Origin of the sequence: Rhodococcus pseudokoreensis (assembly GCF_017068395.1) — a bacterium.
Taxonomy (GTDB): domain Bacteria; phylum Actinomycetota; class Actinomycetes; order Mycobacteriales; family Mycobacteriaceae; genus Rhodococcus_F; species Rhodococcus_F pseudokoreensis.
Map to the genome: position 1 here is coordinate 13,193 of NZ_CP070619.1, position 15,199 is coordinate 28,391.

16 protein-coding genes and 1 pseudogene are annotated in these 15,199 nt (G+C 66.0%); 10 read left to right on the forward strand and 7 right to left on the reverse strand.

Annotated features, from left to right (window positions below; all coding sequences use genetic code 11):
* Positions 1–10: 10 nt before the first annotated feature.
* Genes JWS13_RS05430 through JWS13_RS05440 form a run of 3 tightly spaced genes read left to right on the forward strand, consistent with a single transcriptional unit; the run spans position 11 to position 2,591 of the window.
* The gene (locus tag JWS13_RS05430) at positions 11–727 is read left to right on the forward strand and encodes a CoA transferase subunit A (protein ID WP_206004863.1); all 717 of its coding nucleotides are present in this window, start codon (positions 11–13) and stop codon (positions 725–727) included.
* 29 nt (positions 728–756) lie between these two features.
* Positions 757–1,410 carry a CoA transferase subunit B gene (locus JWS13_RS05435; protein WP_206004864.1) on the forward strand — a complete coding sequence of 218 codons (654 nt, stop codon included), beginning with the start codon at positions 757–759 and terminating at the stop codon, positions 1,408–1,410.
* A complete protein-coding gene (locus JWS13_RS05440) occupies positions 1,407–2,591 on the forward strand; it encodes an acetyl-CoA acetyltransferase (RefSeq protein WP_206004865.1) in 1,185 nt (394 codons plus the stop codon). The genes JWS13_RS05435 and JWS13_RS05440 overlap by 4 nt, the downstream gene beginning before the upstream one ends.
* A 234-nt stretch (positions 2,592–2,825) precedes the next feature.
* Here the strand turns inward: JWS13_RS05440 and JWS13_RS05445 are convergent.
* Positions 2,826–3,003 (reverse strand): annotated as a pseudogene (locus tag JWS13_RS05445) (YegP family protein).
* Positions 3,004–3,297: 294 nt separating this feature from the next.
* Here JWS13_RS05445 and JWS13_RS05450 point away from each other — a divergent pair.
* On the forward strand, positions 3,298–3,945 hold the full coding sequence (locus JWS13_RS05450; RefSeq protein ID WP_206004866.1) for a PAS and ANTAR domain-containing protein: 648 nt from the start codon (positions 3,298–3,300) through the stop codon (positions 3,943–3,945).
* A 686-nt stretch (positions 3,946–4,631) separates the two neighbouring features.
* On the opposite strand, the gene JWS13_RS45945 is transcribed toward JWS13_RS05450, so the two are convergent.
* Positions 4,632–4,766, reverse strand: a complete 135-nt coding sequence (locus JWS13_RS45945; RefSeq protein WP_259375209.1) for a hypothetical protein — start codon at positions 4,764–4,766, stop codon at positions 4,632–4,634.
* A 278-nt stretch (positions 4,767–5,044) separates the two neighbouring features.
* Positions 5,045–5,233 (reverse strand): hypothetical protein, encoded by a 189-nt coding sequence (locus JWS13_RS05455; protein WP_206004867.1) that lies wholly within the window; start codon positions 5,231–5,233, stop codon positions 5,045–5,047.
* Between the two features lie 326 nt (positions 5,234–5,559).
* Between JWS13_RS05455 and JWS13_RS05460 the strand changes: the two genes are divergently transcribed.
* The 4 genes from JWS13_RS05460 to JWS13_RS05475 all read left to right on the forward strand — a co-directional run bounded on the left by JWS13_RS05460 (position 5,560) and on the right by JWS13_RS05475 (position 8,488).
* Positions 5,560–5,817 (forward strand): hypothetical protein, encoded by a 258-nt coding sequence (locus JWS13_RS05460; protein ID WP_206004868.1) that lies wholly within the window; start codon positions 5,560–5,562, stop codon positions 5,815–5,817.
* 444 nt (positions 5,818–6,261) lie between these two features.
* The gene (locus JWS13_RS05465) at positions 6,262–7,215 is read left to right on the forward strand and encodes a hypothetical protein (protein ID WP_241032107.1); all 954 of its coding nucleotides are present in this window, start codon (positions 6,262–6,264) and stop codon (positions 7,213–7,215) included.
* 574 nt (positions 7,216–7,789) lie between these two features.
* Entirely contained in the window at positions 7,790–8,020 is a 231-nt protein-coding gene (locus JWS13_RS05470) for a hypothetical protein (RefSeq protein ID WP_241032108.1), read from the forward strand.
* Positions 8,021–8,059: 39 nt separating this feature from the next.
* Complete coding sequence (locus tag JWS13_RS05475) at positions 8,060–8,488, forward strand: hypothetical protein (RefSeq protein WP_206004869.1); 429 nt, start codon at positions 8,060–8,062, stop codon at positions 8,486–8,488.
* Between the two features lie 352 nt (positions 8,489–8,840).
* Here JWS13_RS05475 and JWS13_RS05480 read toward each other — a convergent pair whose 3' ends face one another.
* Both JWS13_RS05480 and JWS13_RS05485 read right to left on the reverse strand, forming a co-directional pair.
* Complete coding sequence (locus JWS13_RS05480; RefSeq protein ID WP_206004870.1) at positions 8,841–9,359, reverse strand: hypothetical protein; 519 nt, start codon at positions 9,357–9,359, stop codon at positions 8,841–8,843.
* A gap of 78 nt (positions 9,360–9,437) precedes the next feature.
* On the reverse strand, positions 9,438–9,635 hold the full coding sequence (locus JWS13_RS05485; protein WP_206004871.1) for a hypothetical protein: 198 nt from the start codon (positions 9,633–9,635) through the stop codon (positions 9,438–9,440).
* A gap of 119 nt (positions 9,636–9,754) precedes the next feature.
* On the opposite strand from JWS13_RS05485, the gene JWS13_RS05490 reads away from it, so the two are divergent.
* Positions 9,755–10,519 (forward strand): class I SAM-dependent methyltransferase, encoded by a 765-nt coding sequence (locus tag JWS13_RS05490; protein WP_206004872.1) that lies wholly within the window; start codon positions 9,755–9,757, stop codon positions 10,517–10,519.
* A gap of 568 nt (positions 10,520–11,087) precedes the next feature.
* On the opposite strand, the gene JWS13_RS05495 is transcribed toward JWS13_RS05490, so the two are convergent.
* Together JWS13_RS05495 and JWS13_RS05500 are read right to left on the reverse strand one after the other, a co-directional pair.
* A complete protein-coding gene (locus JWS13_RS05495) occupies positions 11,088–11,501 on the reverse strand; it encodes a hypothetical protein (RefSeq protein ID WP_206004873.1) in 414 nt (137 codons plus the stop codon).
* 777 nt (positions 11,502–12,278) lie between these two features.
* Complete coding sequence (locus JWS13_RS05500; RefSeq protein ID WP_420855042.1) at positions 12,279–13,763, reverse strand: MFS transporter; 1,485 nt, start codon at positions 13,761–13,763, stop codon at positions 12,279–12,281.
* Between the two features lie 158 nt (positions 13,764–13,921).
* Here JWS13_RS05500 and JWS13_RS05505 point away from each other — a divergent pair, with 158 nt between their 5' ends.
* The gene (locus tag JWS13_RS05505; RefSeq protein ID WP_206004874.1) at positions 13,922–14,383 is read left to right on the forward strand and encodes a MarR family winged helix-turn-helix transcriptional regulator; all 462 of its coding nucleotides are present in this window, start codon (positions 13,922–13,924) and stop codon (positions 14,381–14,383) included.
* Positions 14,384–15,199: the final 816 nt, after the last annotated feature.

Consider the following 15,199-nt stretch of genomic DNA (forward strand, 5'->3'; position numbering starts at 1 on the left):
AAGAACCCGCATGCCCGTTCTGCATAACTCTCCCACCGCATCCCTGTCCGACCTGTTGTTCGACGGCATGACCCTCGCCGTCGGTGGGTTCGGTCTCAGTGGTGTGCCTGTCGACCTCATCGATGCCGTGTGCGCCTCCGGTGTGAAGAACCTGACCGTGGTGTCCAACAACATGGGCATCGACGGCAAGGGCCTCGGTCTCCTCCTCGAAAAAGGACAAGTGAGTAAGGTCATCGCGTCCTATGTAGGTGAGAACTCCTTATTCTCCGAGCAATATCTCTCCGGCGCACTGGAAGTCGAGTTCAATCCGCAAGGAACTCTGGCCGAACGACTGCGCGCCGGCGGTGCGGGTATCCCGGCCTTCTACACGGCGACCGGTGTCGGAACCGACCTCGCCGAAGGTAAGCCGCACGCTGAGTTCGACGGCCGCACCTACGTTCTCGAACGCGGCATCGTCGCCGACGTGTCACTGGTCCGTGCGCACATCGCCGACACCGACGGCAATCTCGACTACCGCTATACCGCACGCAACTTCAATCCTGTCGTCGCGGCGGCCGGCCGGGTTACGGTCGCCGAAGCCGAGACGATCGTCGAACTCGGCGACCTCGCTCCCGATAGGGTGACCACCCCCGGTGTGTACGTCCAACGGGTCGTACGCGCCGCCGAGCGCGTCAAGGACATCGAACAGCGCACCGTGCAGCCCCAGCCGGCCGCCGCATCCGCGTGATCGCACTTCCTGCAGAAAGGAGCGGCATCATGCCGTGGACCCGAGACGAGATGGCCGCGCTGGCAGCCTCCGAACTCAATGACGGCGCCTACGTCAACCTGGGGATCGGGATCCCCACCTTGGTGGCCAACAATCTCCCCGAGGGACGCCGAGTGATCCTGCAGAGTGAGAACGGCCTGCTCGGCATGGGACCGTTCGCGTACGAGGGTGAGGAAGACGCCGATCTCATCAATGCCGGAAAGCAAACCGTGACGATCACGCCGGGTGGCAGCATCTTCGACTCGGCAGAGTCCTTCGGCATGATCCGCGGCGGTCACGTCGCGGTCGCCATCCTCGGCGCGATGCAGGTCTCCGCGTCCGGGGACCTCGCGAATTGGAGCATCCCCGGCAAGCTCGTCAAAGGCATGGGCAGTGCCATGGATCTCGTGGCCGGCACCCCACGAGTCATCGCCCTGACCGAGCACGTCGCCAAGGATTCCAGCCCCAAGATCGTCGAGACGTGCACGTTGCCGTTGACCGGCGTGGGCGTGGTCGATCGCATCATCAGCGACCGCTGCGTATTCGACATCGAGAACGGCGGCTTGGTGCTTCGCCGGATCGCTCCCGGCGCCACCGTCGACGAACTTCGCGAGCTCACCGGCGCGTGCTTCAGCATGGACCTCGACGAGGAGCGGGCCGCATGAGCCTGCACAACCGTTTCGGCACCGATGTGCTCATCACCGGCTGGGGGCATTCGCAGTTCGGCAAGCTCAACGACGAGACCGTGGAATCACTCATCGTCTCCGTCGCGCGGGAAGCGCTCGACAGTGCAGGTATCGAGCCCCGTCAGGTCGATGAGGTCTATCTCGGTCAATTCAATTCCGGGATGCACCCGTTGGGTTTCGCGTCCTCGCTTGCACTGCAGCTGTCCGACGATCTCGCGGGTGTTCCGGCCACGCGGGTCGAGAACGCCTGTGGATCCGGCAGCGCCGCTGTGCACCAGGGAATCCGGGCGCTGCTGGCGGGAACCGCCCGCACGGTGCTGGTGATCGGTGCGGAGAAGATGACCCATGCCGGCTCCGACGTCGTAGGGGCAGCGCTTCTCGGCGCCGACTACGAATCGGCCGGCAAGGAATCGACGACGGGTTTCGCCGGGCTGTTCGCCCGCGTCGCAGACGCGTATGCGGATCGATACGGCCCGGTCGGCGACACGCTCGCCCATATCGCTGCGAAGAATCACCGCAACGGTGTGCTCAATCCGTACGCGCAGCTGCGCAAGGATCTCGGATTCGACTTCTGCGCAACAGTGTCGGACCGGAATCCGATCGTCGCAGGACAGCTCCGCCGTACCGACTGCTCCCCCATTTCCGATGGTGCGGCAGCCCTCGTACTGACCACGGCGCCGACGACGTCCGCGCATACACGGGTCCGCATCACCGGATTCGGTCAGGCCAACGACTTCCTGCCCGCTTCCAAACGTGATCCCATCGAATTCGCCGGTAGCGTCACAGCCTGGCAACGCGCACTCGACATGGCCGGCGCCGGACTCGACGACCTCGACTTCGCCGAAGTCCACGATTGCTTCACCGTCGCCGAACTGGTCATGTACGAAGTCATGGGCCTGACCGAACGCGGCAAACGCCGGCAGGTACTCGACGACGGAACAGTGCTCCCGGGTGGCCGATTGCCGGTCAACCTGTCGGGCGGGCTGAAGTCCAAAGGGCATCCTGTCGGCACCACCGGGGTCTCCCAGCACGTTCTCGCCGCCATGCAACTGAGCGGCACGGCAGGACACATACAGCTGAACTCACCGCGGCGCGGCGTGGTGCACAACATGGGCGGACTGGCGATCGCGAACTACGTCAGTGTCCTGGAATCACTCTGACTACCGTCACGAGCAATGGATCCGACCGACTTCGCAGCCCACCCACGGCCGGGCAACGAGAAGCTCTCGCACATCGAATGGCAGACGGCGAAACCACTCCGATCCGTGTGATCGACGGGTACCACTCGATGTGACTACCCCCAAGTCAGTTCCACCAATCTGCCTGCAACCCAGAACAGTACGGCATAGGTGAACACCTCCCCGCCGCGATTGTCGGCACCCGCACACCGGGTATCAGGTCAGATCCTCGGTCGGAGCGGACGCGGCATTGTCCTTGATCGACGCAATCCCGTTCTGCGCCGCCGCCTTCGAGGTGTAGCCCTGGCTGGCCGCGATGATCTCCCCATTGGCCGCCTTCAGATGAAACCGGAACTTTCCCTGTGTCCTTGAACAGTTCGAACTTCGCAGTCATCGCCCCTCCTCCGCGTAGGCCCACGACGGTCGCAGACACCGTCCCCTCCCGGTAAGCCCACGACCCACTCCTCGGCGACGGAACCACCCGTTACGGCGGCGCTCGCCGCACCCTCCGGAATACGTCAACGTCGCTGGTCACACGATTCGCCCCTGGACCTCCCTCGAGTCGCCCGTCCTCCGTGCAGCGGTTTACCGTCGACGTCCTCGCCCGGTACCGCGGGCATCGCGGGAGCCGCCCGTGCTCCCACGACCCCCGCAACTGCCTCGCCATCGATTTGCTAGAAAATGATCCGTGGATTCCGAACAGGTCTTCGGTGGCGGTGAGCCGCAACGGGTCGGTGCCTTCCGCTTCTTCCTGGACGGGCAACGGTGGGAATGGTCCGATGCCGTCGCACAGATGCACGGCTACCGGCCCGGCGAGGTCACTCCGACCACTGAACTGCTGCTGTCCCACAAACACCCCGAGGACCACCCGCACGTCGCACGGGTCCTGGACCGGATGATCAATGACGCCGAACCGTTCTCCAGCAAACACCGCATCATCACCGCCACCGGCAAGGTCCGCCAGGTCGTGGTCGTCGGCGACCGCATGCACGACGACGCCGGCGCCGTGATCGGCACGAGCGGGTTCTACATCGACATCACCGACTCCCACCGCAGCGACGTCAAGGACTCGGTCGACGAAACCGTCGCCGAACTCGAGCAATCGAGGGCGGTGATCGAACAGGCCAAGGGGGCGTTGATGCTGGTCTACGGTATCCCCGCCGACCGCGCGTTCGACATCCTCACCTGGCGCTCACAGGAAACCAACACCCGGCTCCGCACGATCGCCGAACACATCGTCGCCGCATTCGACGAACTCGAACCCGACACCGGCCTGCGCACCCGATTCGACCACCTGCTGCTCACCGCCCACCAACCGTCCCGCCGACCGCAGTAACGGACGGGGGCGCGGGCTGTTCAGGGTGAACCCGCAGGGCCTGGACCGGATGACCCGCCCGGCCGAACAACCTCCACCGCGGTCAGCGGGGGCTTACCGCGGCCGGTGTTCTCACCGACGAGGTGCCCTGCCGTTCGCTTCCGCCACTCCAGCACACAGCGACGAGTCCGCAAATAGTGCGATGGTATGGATCACAATCCCTGGACTTGCACTCGGCGGCTCACGAAGGTCACTACTGCGCCGCACACCACTCGTGCAGGTTGACCGTGTAGCGCCCCTGCCATCTGATATCCATCGTTGGCGGGGCTGCGCTTGGCCGCGTGCGCTACCCCATTCCCCACCGCCACTGCCGCTCAGGCCGATACCTCTATCCGGTGTCACGCCCGCTGTAGGCGCTCAACGTGCCCCATGCCACGGCAACGCCGGGGGCCTTGGCCTTGGTAGCCGCATCGGACGAGTCCGAAGACCGCGGCATCACTGAAATCGGAGACCACCCGGACCGCGACCACGGCGCGTAGCGCGCCCCGACAGGTGCCGCGACCAGGGCAAGACCGCGGGCGTTCGGTGTCGGTCAGTGCCTGCTCGTCGACGCTTTGCAGCACCGGCGATCTCATGTGTGCGTAGGGTGATCGAGCACGCCGCTGGGTGTTCCTGCTGGAGTCGCTCAGTGTGAGCGTTGCCCCTTCCTACCTCGGTCGAGCCCCCTCCTCCTCGTAGTCGCGCCGCGCGGGTGTGACGAACCGATCTGCTTCCTCCCGAGTCGGGCCCACCCAGGTGAACAGGGCCGGGTCGACGTCCTCGTCGATCACGGTGATCGGCAAGTTCCATGGTCTGCTCGCCGGCGGACCTCGTCAGAGCGATACCCAGCTCCGCGTCGATCACATAGGTCACCTGACCGCCGAAGGTGGCGTCGAGGAAGCCCACCGCCACCCCGAACGGCTACGCATCTGCACCTGGTGTGGCCGGCTCGGCTGGATCAGCCTCGGCGCCATCCCACCGCGGTCATCGAGCGGCCACATCGAGTATGCCTGTAAGAGAATAGAAGGAGTGCCCCCGAGGGTCATGACCATACGGTGGGGGGACTTGATCGCATGCACCATCACCGCGTCGTCGGTTTGGCGGTGTCGTTCTCGATGCGGGTCGGTTCGCCGTTCGGGTCTTCGATCCGCCACGACGTGGGCGGCAGGAACCACACCCGCCCCGCACAGGCGCCCTCGCTCCACAAACCGGCGTGAACAGTCCGCCCCATCGTGCCGTAGTTCAGACCCCGCACCTGCGGCCACCTCATCCACCCTAGTCCCCCGGTCCGCGCACCAGAGTGCGCGCAACGCGGGGACATTCGGCCGCACCTGATGTTGGTGGAACAGGACCCGCTCGCGTCGTCCTCGCCCACTAGCCTTTCTAGCGTCTGCGCAAGATACGGCTAGATTTGCCGGCGGACGCGACGCACGGCGCAGGCATCAGAGCGGGGGGAAGAACTACCCCGCCGACCCGAGCGTCACGGCAGATCCCTCCCACCCACACAGGGCTACTTGAATCGTTTCGGGTGCTTCATCGGCGGCCGTTCCACGACCTGACCGGCGCCCGCCACCGACAAATGAGAGGACTTGGCTCGTGACGACACTCGACGAGGCAGATCTCGGTACCGACGTGGCCGAGCGCACCAACATGTGCCTGATAGTCGGACTGTTCAGCGCCCTGACCGGCTTGTTCATCCCGGCACTGGCATTCGGTGCGATCGGCTACGTCGAGACCGGCGGGCGTGAACACGAAACCGGCTCCGGACTCGCGGTTACTGCACTAATCCTGGGTGCCATCGAACTGATAGCAGTCGTGCTGACCGCCGTCGTCCTACTCGTTTCCATGCGATGAAGGCGACAACAACGCACGGGCGGAACAGCGCGTCGGGTCCTACCCTGCTGCAGGCCTGTGGTGTGCGTTGATCGCCGCGTAGGCGCCGATGCCGGCCCCGTGCTGTACAGCTCATCACCTCCCGGATATAAGTCAGTACCGAAAGCCCCCGCCTGGGAAAGATATACGCGCAAGCCATCACCGACATCGACTCCACGGTCCGGCCAGGCAACCCAGGATGCCTGGGTCGCAGGCGCCGATCACCAACGACAACCAGGTGAACCTCAATGGGTGGGGTTCGGGCAGCCAAGACGACCACATCACCGCCTTCGAACGTGCAGTGAAGTGGCGATTCAGGATCCGGCGCCTCATCCACTCACCCCGTAGCCGTTGCGGGCTCATCCGGGCGCAACGCAGTCCACCTGCCCGGGGCGTGTCTGACCAGCCGAATACACTGCGTGGCCAATGGACAGCGCACGCATCACCACAATGCCCGCCCTCGGCATCATCATCGCCGACGACCTGGTCAACCTCGACAGCGACTGGGTCGACTCGGTCCGCAGTCATTTCGTCTGCGAAACCGACGGATGCGACGCACGCGTCGTCGCTGTCATCGGACGCACCCCGCCACTGCGCCGAGCACCGCACTTCCGCTCTCACACCGACGCAATACACGATCCGCAATGCCCCTGGGCCGATGTCGTCGTCGAAGCCACCGGCAACGGCGGCGATCCCGAGAATCCGCTCACCGGCCAGCACTCCTACCCTAGCCGGCTCGTACCCCTCACCGAGCGAACCATCGCGACACCCGACGGTGTCACCGCTGTCGGCAGCAGCCGCGGCGGATCGGCCTCACGCCGCACGAGAGGAACCGGCTCCGGCACCGTCGATCACCGCACCCGCGGGATCGCCCGCACCATCCGCCCGCTATGCCGTGCCTTCATCGCCCACCCCACCCATCGCCGAGACATGCTCATCGAGATCCCCGACATCGACGCCACCCACTATCAATTCGCGTTCAAACGCCTGCGCGACACCACCGAACGCATCATCCGAGAGCGATACCGTCGCATCTTCTACGCGCCGCTGCGCATCTACGACCGACCTGAGGAAACCGAAGACCAGACCGTCATCACGCTCCACGCCGGACGGCGCGACCCCGCGCACAAGCGCATCAACCAGCCATATCGCATCCTCGTCGACCACACCAACTGGACCGACAGTCGCATCCGCACCCTCCGACGTGACCTACGCGATGCCCGAGCCGAAGCGAAAGACGCCTATCACGCCCACACCGCGGCGAAAACGTGGGCATTCTTCATCGGATTGCAGGACACCGACGACTCTGCCACCTTCTTGGTCGACGCCCCCGTCCACATTTGCTTCATCACCGCCGAGATCACCCATTCCCCTTCCTGACCAGCATCGGCCAGGGCCGAGCCGCGAGGACGCACGCGGCCTTATCTGTCGGAGCGACACCGTAAGCGGCAGCCATCGCCGTCACCTCTCTGCGAGCAGAACAGCCGAGCCACGGGCTTCGTCCAGGGCCGGTTCAGCTTCGACATGTACGGTCACCCGTGGCGAATAACCCACCGAGTCACGAGTCGGACTCGATCGGCGACCTCGACTCAATCGGCAGGCACGGGGGCTGATACTCGCCTGGACCAGCGGTCATCGCACGGCAGACCACCTCAGAGGACTGGGTGCCTGAATCGTGGGTGCGGACACACTGGGTGGATCTGACGCCCGTCCAGCCGATCAAATACAAGGAAGTCCGCGAAGGCCACGCCCCTGGCCGAAGCATGTGGGGGGAACCGCGATCGGCGCTCGCTGCTAGCCCGGTCGAACCTAGTAGCGCACTCGCTAGTCTCACTCACCAGCGTCTCCTCACACTGATTTGATTAGCGCCGTCAGAGACCCGAGAGCGGCCAGGCATGTGCTGCTAGATCTGCTCGGCACAAGTAGCCGCATCGCATCTCCCACCTCATCGACAATGGACCCCTCGAACCGCATCCCGGCGGAAACCGATGGGCGGTGTCGTCGACCGAGTCCGATCGTCTACGTCATCAGCAACCAAGGCGCCCTCGGCCCCAACGCCTTCAAGATCGGCACGACCTGGCACCTCGACCGCACCGACCGGGTCCGCGAACTCGGCAGCGCCTCCGTGCCTTCGCCCTTCCACACCCATGCCCGCTACTTCTCCCACGCCAGACGGCTAACGTGAGCACACGCTTTCGCACGTTCCCCGACCAAGGAGTCCGACATGCCCCTGCCCATCCCCACCGGACGGCGTACCGGCACCGCTCTCGCCCTCGCCGCGGCAACGGTGCTGATCGGCTCAACCCCCGCCGGCGCCGACCCCGCCACCCCACCGATTCCCCGCGGCTCCCAAGTGTTCGTCCACGACGTGCTCGGGCCGCAGGACCCCGGCTTCTTCAACCCCGACGTCCGAGGAACCCGCGTCCTGACGCCCGTCGAGCCCGGGGTCAGCGTGGTGTGCACAAGCGGCTTCGAACCCACCCCCGGGTGCTCGACACTCGACATGCGCGACTGGTCCTCGCCGCAGCGCTCCCTCGTCTTCGTCGACGTACCCGTGATCGGACGGCCACCCCTGCGCGTGTGGATGGACATCCTCCCCCGCCTGGACGAGGGCGCCCTGGGGCAACTGATGGAACACCTCTACCCTCGGTGACACCGGGTCTCAGGTGCGCGCGAGCCGCCACCCTCGGTGGGTGCGGGTACGAGGAGCCGTGACATCGCCGCCATCGGCACGAACACGCGCCCACCAACAGCCAGAGCGAACCGGCGGGCCGGCCGTCAGAGCCGTCACCAGCCCACACACCACCACCAGCACGGCCGGTGATCGCCAGCTCACCCGATACCCGGTGTCGGCGGTGGATCCGCTCCACGGACATACCTGCCGGCATCGACCGATCGGCACACAGGCCGGGCTCGGCTTCTCACTGGTCAACCAGGCGTCGCACCGCGAAGGGCCCCGCCGATCAGGTCGGATGCGACCGGGGCACATCCCGATCACCGGACAATCACACCTCCTCGACGAGGGTCCCGTCCGCCTCACGGATAAGCCGATAACCCGTGCTCGTGGGCCTGAATCGCCGAACCGAGATCCGCGTGGCGTGACCCGTTCGGCTCTCCGGAGAGTCGAACGGCGCAGCAAGGACACGGCACAGTGCCTTCTCCCCCTCGATTGCCTCGACCTTGACCGTGCGGCCCTTCACCCGAGGATCGTTGTCGCCCCACACCTGACCGACCCGCAAAGACATATCCGCGTCCGGCCACGTTCCAGAATGCGTTGGTGTAGTCGATATTTCACCGGACTCAGCTACGTCGGCCGCAGCATTCAGAACCACCGCCAACTGACGCGCGAACGCCGGCGTGAGCTGACCCAACGCGCCCTCATGCGCGTAGATGCCCACGTACTCGGGAACCACCCGCGTCCCCGGCTGGTCCCGCATCTGACGCGTATAGGCCGACACATCAATGTTCCCGTCGCGCAGAATCCAATACGCCCGGTTCCCGACCCGGCCGGTGGGTTCGTTCACAACAATGTCCCTTCCTGAACAATGGGCAAGACAGTCCTGCAGCGTTTCCTGATCCACATCGGCAAAGCTGGCCGCCTTCTACCCGGTCGACGGCCAACCGCCGTCATGGCCCCACCGCTGGATGGTGTTCGTCGACATGCCGGTCACTTCCGCCATCTCCCGCACCGAACTCCCGGCACGAAGACCCGCCACAACAGCAGCCCGCAACTCCACCTCCGCAGCGGCACGCGATTCCAGCGCCGCGAGGATCCGCTCACGTTCGGCATCGGGGATCACACAGCTAACGCAATCCAGAACTACACATCGGTCCACCTCACCGCTCCGAGCAGCGACATCTCTTGCTGATACGGCAAGAATGCTCGCCGAAACCGTCGGTCCTGTTGCACTGTGTTGGTATGGACGAAGCAGGCGAAGTCACCGAGGTCACGACGACATCAAGCGAAGCGGACGAGTGGGATGCGCGCTACAGCGAGCACGATCGCGTGTGGAGCGGAGAACCCAACGGCGCACTTGTCGACGAGATGACCGGCGCACGGCCGGGACGCGCCCTGGATGTCGGATGCGGTGAAGGCGCCGACGCACTCTGGCTCGCCCGCCAGGGATGGGCCGTCACCGCGCTGGACGTTTCTCGAATCGCCCTCGACCGGGCCGCGGCCCACACCGACCCGGAAGGCACCGCCGTCACCTGGGTGCTGAGCGGACTGCTCGATGCCGATTTGCCCGCCGGTGGTTTCGACCTGGTCTCAGCCCAATACCCCGCGTTGCGCAGCACCGCGGACCGTGCCGCCGAACGTGCATTGATCTCCGCCGTCGCACCGGGCGGCATCTTGCTGGTGGTGCACCACGACATGCGCGACGCGGATACGGCGCGCGAGCACGGCTTCGACCCCGACGATTGGGTCACACCCGGTGACGTGGCGGCACTACTCGATGACAACTGGCACATCGACATCAACGAGGTACGGGAACGTTCGATCAGCGGCGGCGCGGGAGCACACCACACCCACGACGTGATCCTGCGCGCGCACAGACTGCCCCAGCCTTGCCCGTCCATCGGACACCGGACGGCAAACGGCCACTCACACGATCGCACCCGCTACTGGAACCACCGAGAGGCGCGGTGGTCAAGCACCACACCAACCAGCCCTCCACGTCAATGACTTGAACGATGAACATTGTGTCGAAGTAATGCGTATGGCGTACGACTGGCGTGTAGTACTGGGTCGGCGCGGCCACGTGATGTACGACCACGGTTGGTGCTACACGGCCACGTCGAGAACGGGCACCCGCGTTCGATGCACACCGCACGGTTGCGTGCTGTTGCTGCCGCTATCGCGTGGGACGGCACCGGTTCACCGGACGGTTACGACACGCAAGCATGCTGATAACCTCTCAGCGTGTTGAAGGTGTCGGGCGCAACGGTGTGTGGACCGATTTCCCGCTGACGTAGAAGTGCTTGCCGACGAAGCCCCACTGCCGATGGACACCTCGCACTCACGTCCCCACCGACGCGGTCATCCCGTGTTCGGCCTTGGGCATAGGGAGTTTCGGGCCCATGGCGGCGCGTCGGTTGCGTGCTCTCCCCCGGTGCAGTTCATTGCTCTCGCTCGTCGAGAAGATTCGAGGTCCGTTTGCCTTGCCGAAGACTTCGTCGGATCACCTGGTGTACATGAGGTTTGACACGTGCATGACCGCACTCACGCCGGGAGCGGCGATGTCGGCGTGTTGTCAGTGGCGAATATCGAGAGGACGTGTGAGTGCGGCGGCGACGACCGGGGCGTGCATCAGCGCGCAGATGACCGCCGCGAAGGCCGGCGCACCGGCGGATTCGAGTTCCGCAGCCAAGTTTAACGGACCACTTCGGCGTCGGCGGTAGTCGATCTGCTCGAGCAATACCTCCTGAACCGCCGCCGGTGAGCTGCGGTGCACCAGCATCAGGAAGTCGTCGGCCGTGTAGACCTCGTAGTCGAGGTCGTCGTCGTGGGCCTGAGCGAATGCCAGGAAGCCGCGGCCGTTGGGGACCACGTACTCGACACCGCCGTGGATGGCGGCGGCATGCAGGTGGGCGTCGTAGTCGTCGGTGTAGGCCAGGTCCGGATCGATCCGGTACCCGGCGATACGACCGTGCGGGGCGACCAACATCAGGCGGTCACGAACACCGCCGACCTGAGCGTCGGACTACCGCCTCGGCCCCGTTCCACGGAAAGTACACGGACACTTCACCCCTGGACCGCCGAGCCGGCTATCGCGCTAACCGCCCGAGATATGGGGTGGGCGAAGAGTCAGACGATATCGAGGCGATGACCGAACCTCCTCGGCGCGGCTACCTGGAGCGGACCGACGTCGCCCGAGGTGCCCCACAGCGACGAGGCGGCGCCCAACGAAGACTCTGCAACGACGGTACCGCTGGTCGTGGACCCCGGTGTTGCCACCAGAAGTTGCGGACCAGGTTCAAGGGCGGCCACGGTCGGCCGGCTCGATTCGGAGATGCGATGGTCGTGCGAATCACGCCGCGGCGCTCACCGCCACCGATTGTGCAGGACCACCGATTCGGTACCGTTCGGGGGCGACCCGCGACCGCGAGGTCATGTCGGCCGGCTCTACACATCCGAACTGTGGGAGGTCTTTCGGGGCTGGTGTACTCGTCGCCCTGCTCGACGGATGTCGCGGCACTCGCGAAAGCGACCGCGGCATCCATCGACGACATCGGAGCCGCAGCCGGCAACGCCGGCGTGAAGGCAGCCGGAGTGGTCGTCGACGACAGCGACTGCAGGTCGATCACCCACGGCCCGGGTCGGTGCGTGACCACCTTGCCGTGGGAGGTCCTTCCGGGACGGAAAACACTGTCGTGCAGGGCCTACGATCTCCCCCCCCCCCCCACCGGCGGCGGGCTGCGGGTGGCCGCCCAGCCCGCCTCGTCTATCGCCGAATGGCAACCGCTGCCTCGGCGTCGACCTCGTCGACCTCGTCGATCGTGTGCTCGATACGCTCCTCGGCCTCGCGGGCGGCTCGGGTCGGGATGAGGAGGGCGAGGAGTGCGGCGACCGCGGCGACCGCGGCTCCGATGAGCAGGCCGACCTGGAACCCGGACTCGCTCGGGAGGGGGACACCGCCGAAGTCGGTGGTGGTCATGTGGGCGAGGACCACCCCGACGACGGCGGCCGAGGCAGAGGTGCCGATGGAGCGCATCAGGGTGTTGAAGCTGGTGGCGGACCCGGTCTCGGAGATCGGGACCGAGCCCATGATGAGGGCGGGCATGGCGCCGTAGGCGAAGCCGACACCACCGTTGGTGATGCAGACCGCGACGAGGAGCCCCCAGGTCGAGCCCATGAGGCCGACCGCGGCCAGGTAGCCGACGGCCACGACGGCCGCGCCGAGAGCGAGGGTGGTCTTGGGACCGCGAGCATGCGAGATGCGTGCCCCGACCGGTGATAGCAGCATCATCATGAAACCGCCCGGCGCCATCCACAGACCCATCTGGAGCATGTCCTGGCCGAGGCCGTAGCCGGTCTCGGTCGGCAGCTGGAGAAGCTGGGGCACGATCAGCGACTGGGCGTACATCGCGAAACCGATGACCACCGAGGACAGGTTCGTCAGCAGCACGACCGGCCGAGCGGTGACGCGCAGGTCGACCAGCGGGTCGCGGGTGCGCAGCTCGAACCAGCCCCAGGCGAGGAGGACGACGACGGCGCCGACGAGCAGGCCGAGGGTGGTGCCGCTGGTCCAGCCCCAGTCGGCACCCTTCGAGACGCCGAGCAGCAGGCAGATCAGGCCGATGCCCAACCCGATCGCCCCCACGGGGTCGAACGTGCCGCGTGCGGTCACGGGGGTGGCGGGGATGAGGAAGTAGATGAGCGCCGCGATGGCGACGGCGAGGACGGTGGATCCCCAGAACAGCGTCCGCCAGTTCGAGTACTCGGCGACCGCCGCGGCGATCGGCAGGCCGAGCGCACCGCCGATGCCCATGGACGCACTCATCAGGGCGATCGAGGTGCCGAGCTTCTCGGGAGGCAGCAGGTCACGCATCGCGCTGATCCCCAGCGGGATCAGGCCCATGGCCAAGCCCTGGAGTGCCCGGCCGGTGATCATCGGGACCACCGACGTCGACAGGGCACAGACCAGCGAGCCCACGACGAGCAGTGCCGAGCAGGCCAGCATGATGCGGCGTTTGCCGTACAGGTCGCCGAGGCGTCCGCTGATCGGGGTGGCGACGGCGGCGGCCAGCAGGGTTGCGGTGACGACCCAGGTCGCGTTCGAACGCGTCGTATCGAGCAGCTCGGGCAGCTCGCCGATCAGCGGCACGACGAGCGTCTGCATGACCGCGGCAACCACGCCGGCGAAGGCGAGCACGGCGACCACGGCATTGGTCCGAACCGCAGGCCCCTGGTTGTGGGCAATCGGGATCGGATGCGGGAAGCCATCCGGCCGCGCGGAAAGGGAGGGAGAATCAGTCACGAATGTGCACGATACACATCGTATGCACCATGCACAACCGTTGTACTATGCATAGCGCCGACGTGGAACGCGGCCGCGACGGACGGAGCAGTGTGAAGGTGACCGACATGACAACGCGCACACGACACGACGCACTCGAGCTCGAGACGATGCTGCTGACGCGCTACCTGCTTCCGAACCGCCGATTCGCCAGCGAGCGCACCCGATATCTCGAACGCAGCGCCTACACGTTGCTCAGTCGCGTGGCGGCCCAGGGCCCGATGTCAATCGGTGAGTTGAGCGACGCGCTCGGCCTGGACGTCTCCACCCTGAACCGGCAGACCGCGGCGATGACCAAGACCGGCGACCTCGCGCGCATCCCCGACCCCGAGGGCGGGATGGCCCGCAAGTTCCAGGCAACGGCCACCGGCAAGCAACACCTCGAGGCCGACCGACATGCCAACGCCGAAGGTCTCAGCACGGTCGTCGCCGACTGGCCACCAGAAGACGTCGACACCTTCGTCGCGCTTCTGCGACGGTTCAACACCGACCTCGAGAACCTCGACGGCCGTCCCTGGCCCCGAGAATGATCTGCCCCCCGCCAGGTGACGATGTTGAGGACCGACGTGTCCGAGATGACCTCGTAGGTGACGCTATTCCCGGCCTTGGTCACCGGCTTTGGCGCCGAGCGGTGGGATCGCGGTAACCGGTGTGCGGGCGGCCGGTTGTACGCCGTCGTGGGAGAGGCGGGGCGAGGTGTAGGCGTGTAGATTGCGGCCGTCTCCTGAAACGTCGCCGCCACGGTGGTGGTGGGCGGCGTGTAGGGGACATAAGCGGGCGACCGTTCCGGGTCTCCACGGTTGTCGTCGCTGCCAGCGCTGCGACTGATCTGGCCGAGACATCCGCTGCGCGGTCCCTTTGCACCTCCTCGTTAACACTCAGAGCGGTGGCGACCAGGCAGACGGCGTCAACGCCCTTCCCGAACACCGACCGCGGTCGGCAGCAACGTCACCTCCTGCGAGTTCTCCGAAGAGGTCCGGTTCGAGTACATCAGTCAACCGCAGCGCGGCGGCACCGTCACCGTCACCGCAACCAGCCCGGTCACCCGCCAGACCTACACGATGACCTGCGCAGGATCGAAGGTCGTGACCTGCACCGGCGGGAACAACGCGGTGGTCTATGTGTTCTAGCCGGGTCCTGTCTTTTGTAGCCGCCGCGGCGGTCGCCGCCGCAGCGCTGTCGGCGTGCACCATCCCCCACGCTCCGGCGACGCAAATACAGCGCCGGGTAAACGATCACCCAGATCGTGGTCGTCCCACCGGAAAGCACCACGCCACTCGTCCCGGCGGCGCCCCGGCCGCGGCCGGCCAGGGCCCGCTGGACGGATTCGACACCCTCGCTGCTCA

Bases quoted from the DNA above. Each gene is read 5' to 3' on its own strand.
- JWS13_RS05430 (WP_206004863.1), top strand. From the start codon at position 11: ATGCCCGTTCTGCATAACTCTCCCACCGCATCCCTGTCCGACCTGTTG.
- JWS13_RS05435 (WP_206004864.1), top strand. From the start codon at position 757: ATGCCGTGGACCCGAGACGAGATGGCCGCGCTGGCAGCCTCCGAACTC.
- JWS13_RS05440 (WP_206004865.1), top strand. From the start codon at position 1,407: ATGAGCCTGCACAACCGTTTCGGCACCGATGTGCTCATCACCGGCTGG.
- JWS13_RS05455 (WP_206004867.1), bottom strand. From the start codon at position 5,233: ATGAGGTGGCCGCAGGTGCGGGGTCTGAACTACGGCACGATGGGGCGG.
- JWS13_RS05465 (WP_241032107.1), top strand. From the start codon at position 6,262: ATGGACAGCGCACGCATCACCACAATGCCCGCCCTCGGCATCATCATC.
- JWS13_RS05470 (WP_241032108.1), top strand. From the start codon at position 7,790: ATGGACCCCTCGAACCGCATCCCGGCGGAAACCGATGGGCGGTGTCGT.
- JWS13_RS05475 (WP_206004869.1), top strand. From the start codon at position 8,060: ATGCCCCTGCCCATCCCCACCGGACGGCGTACCGGCACCGCTCTCGCC.
- JWS13_RS05490 (WP_206004872.1), top strand. From the start codon at position 9,755: ATGGACGAAGCAGGCGAAGTCACCGAGGTCACGACGACATCAAGCGAA.
- JWS13_RS05495 (WP_206004873.1), bottom strand. From the start codon at position 11,501: ATGTTGGTCGCCCCGCACGGTCGTATCGCCGGGTACCGGATCGATCCG.
- JWS13_RS05505 (WP_206004874.1), top strand. From the start codon at position 13,922: ATGACAACGCGCACACGACACGACGCACTCGAGCTCGAGACGATGCTG.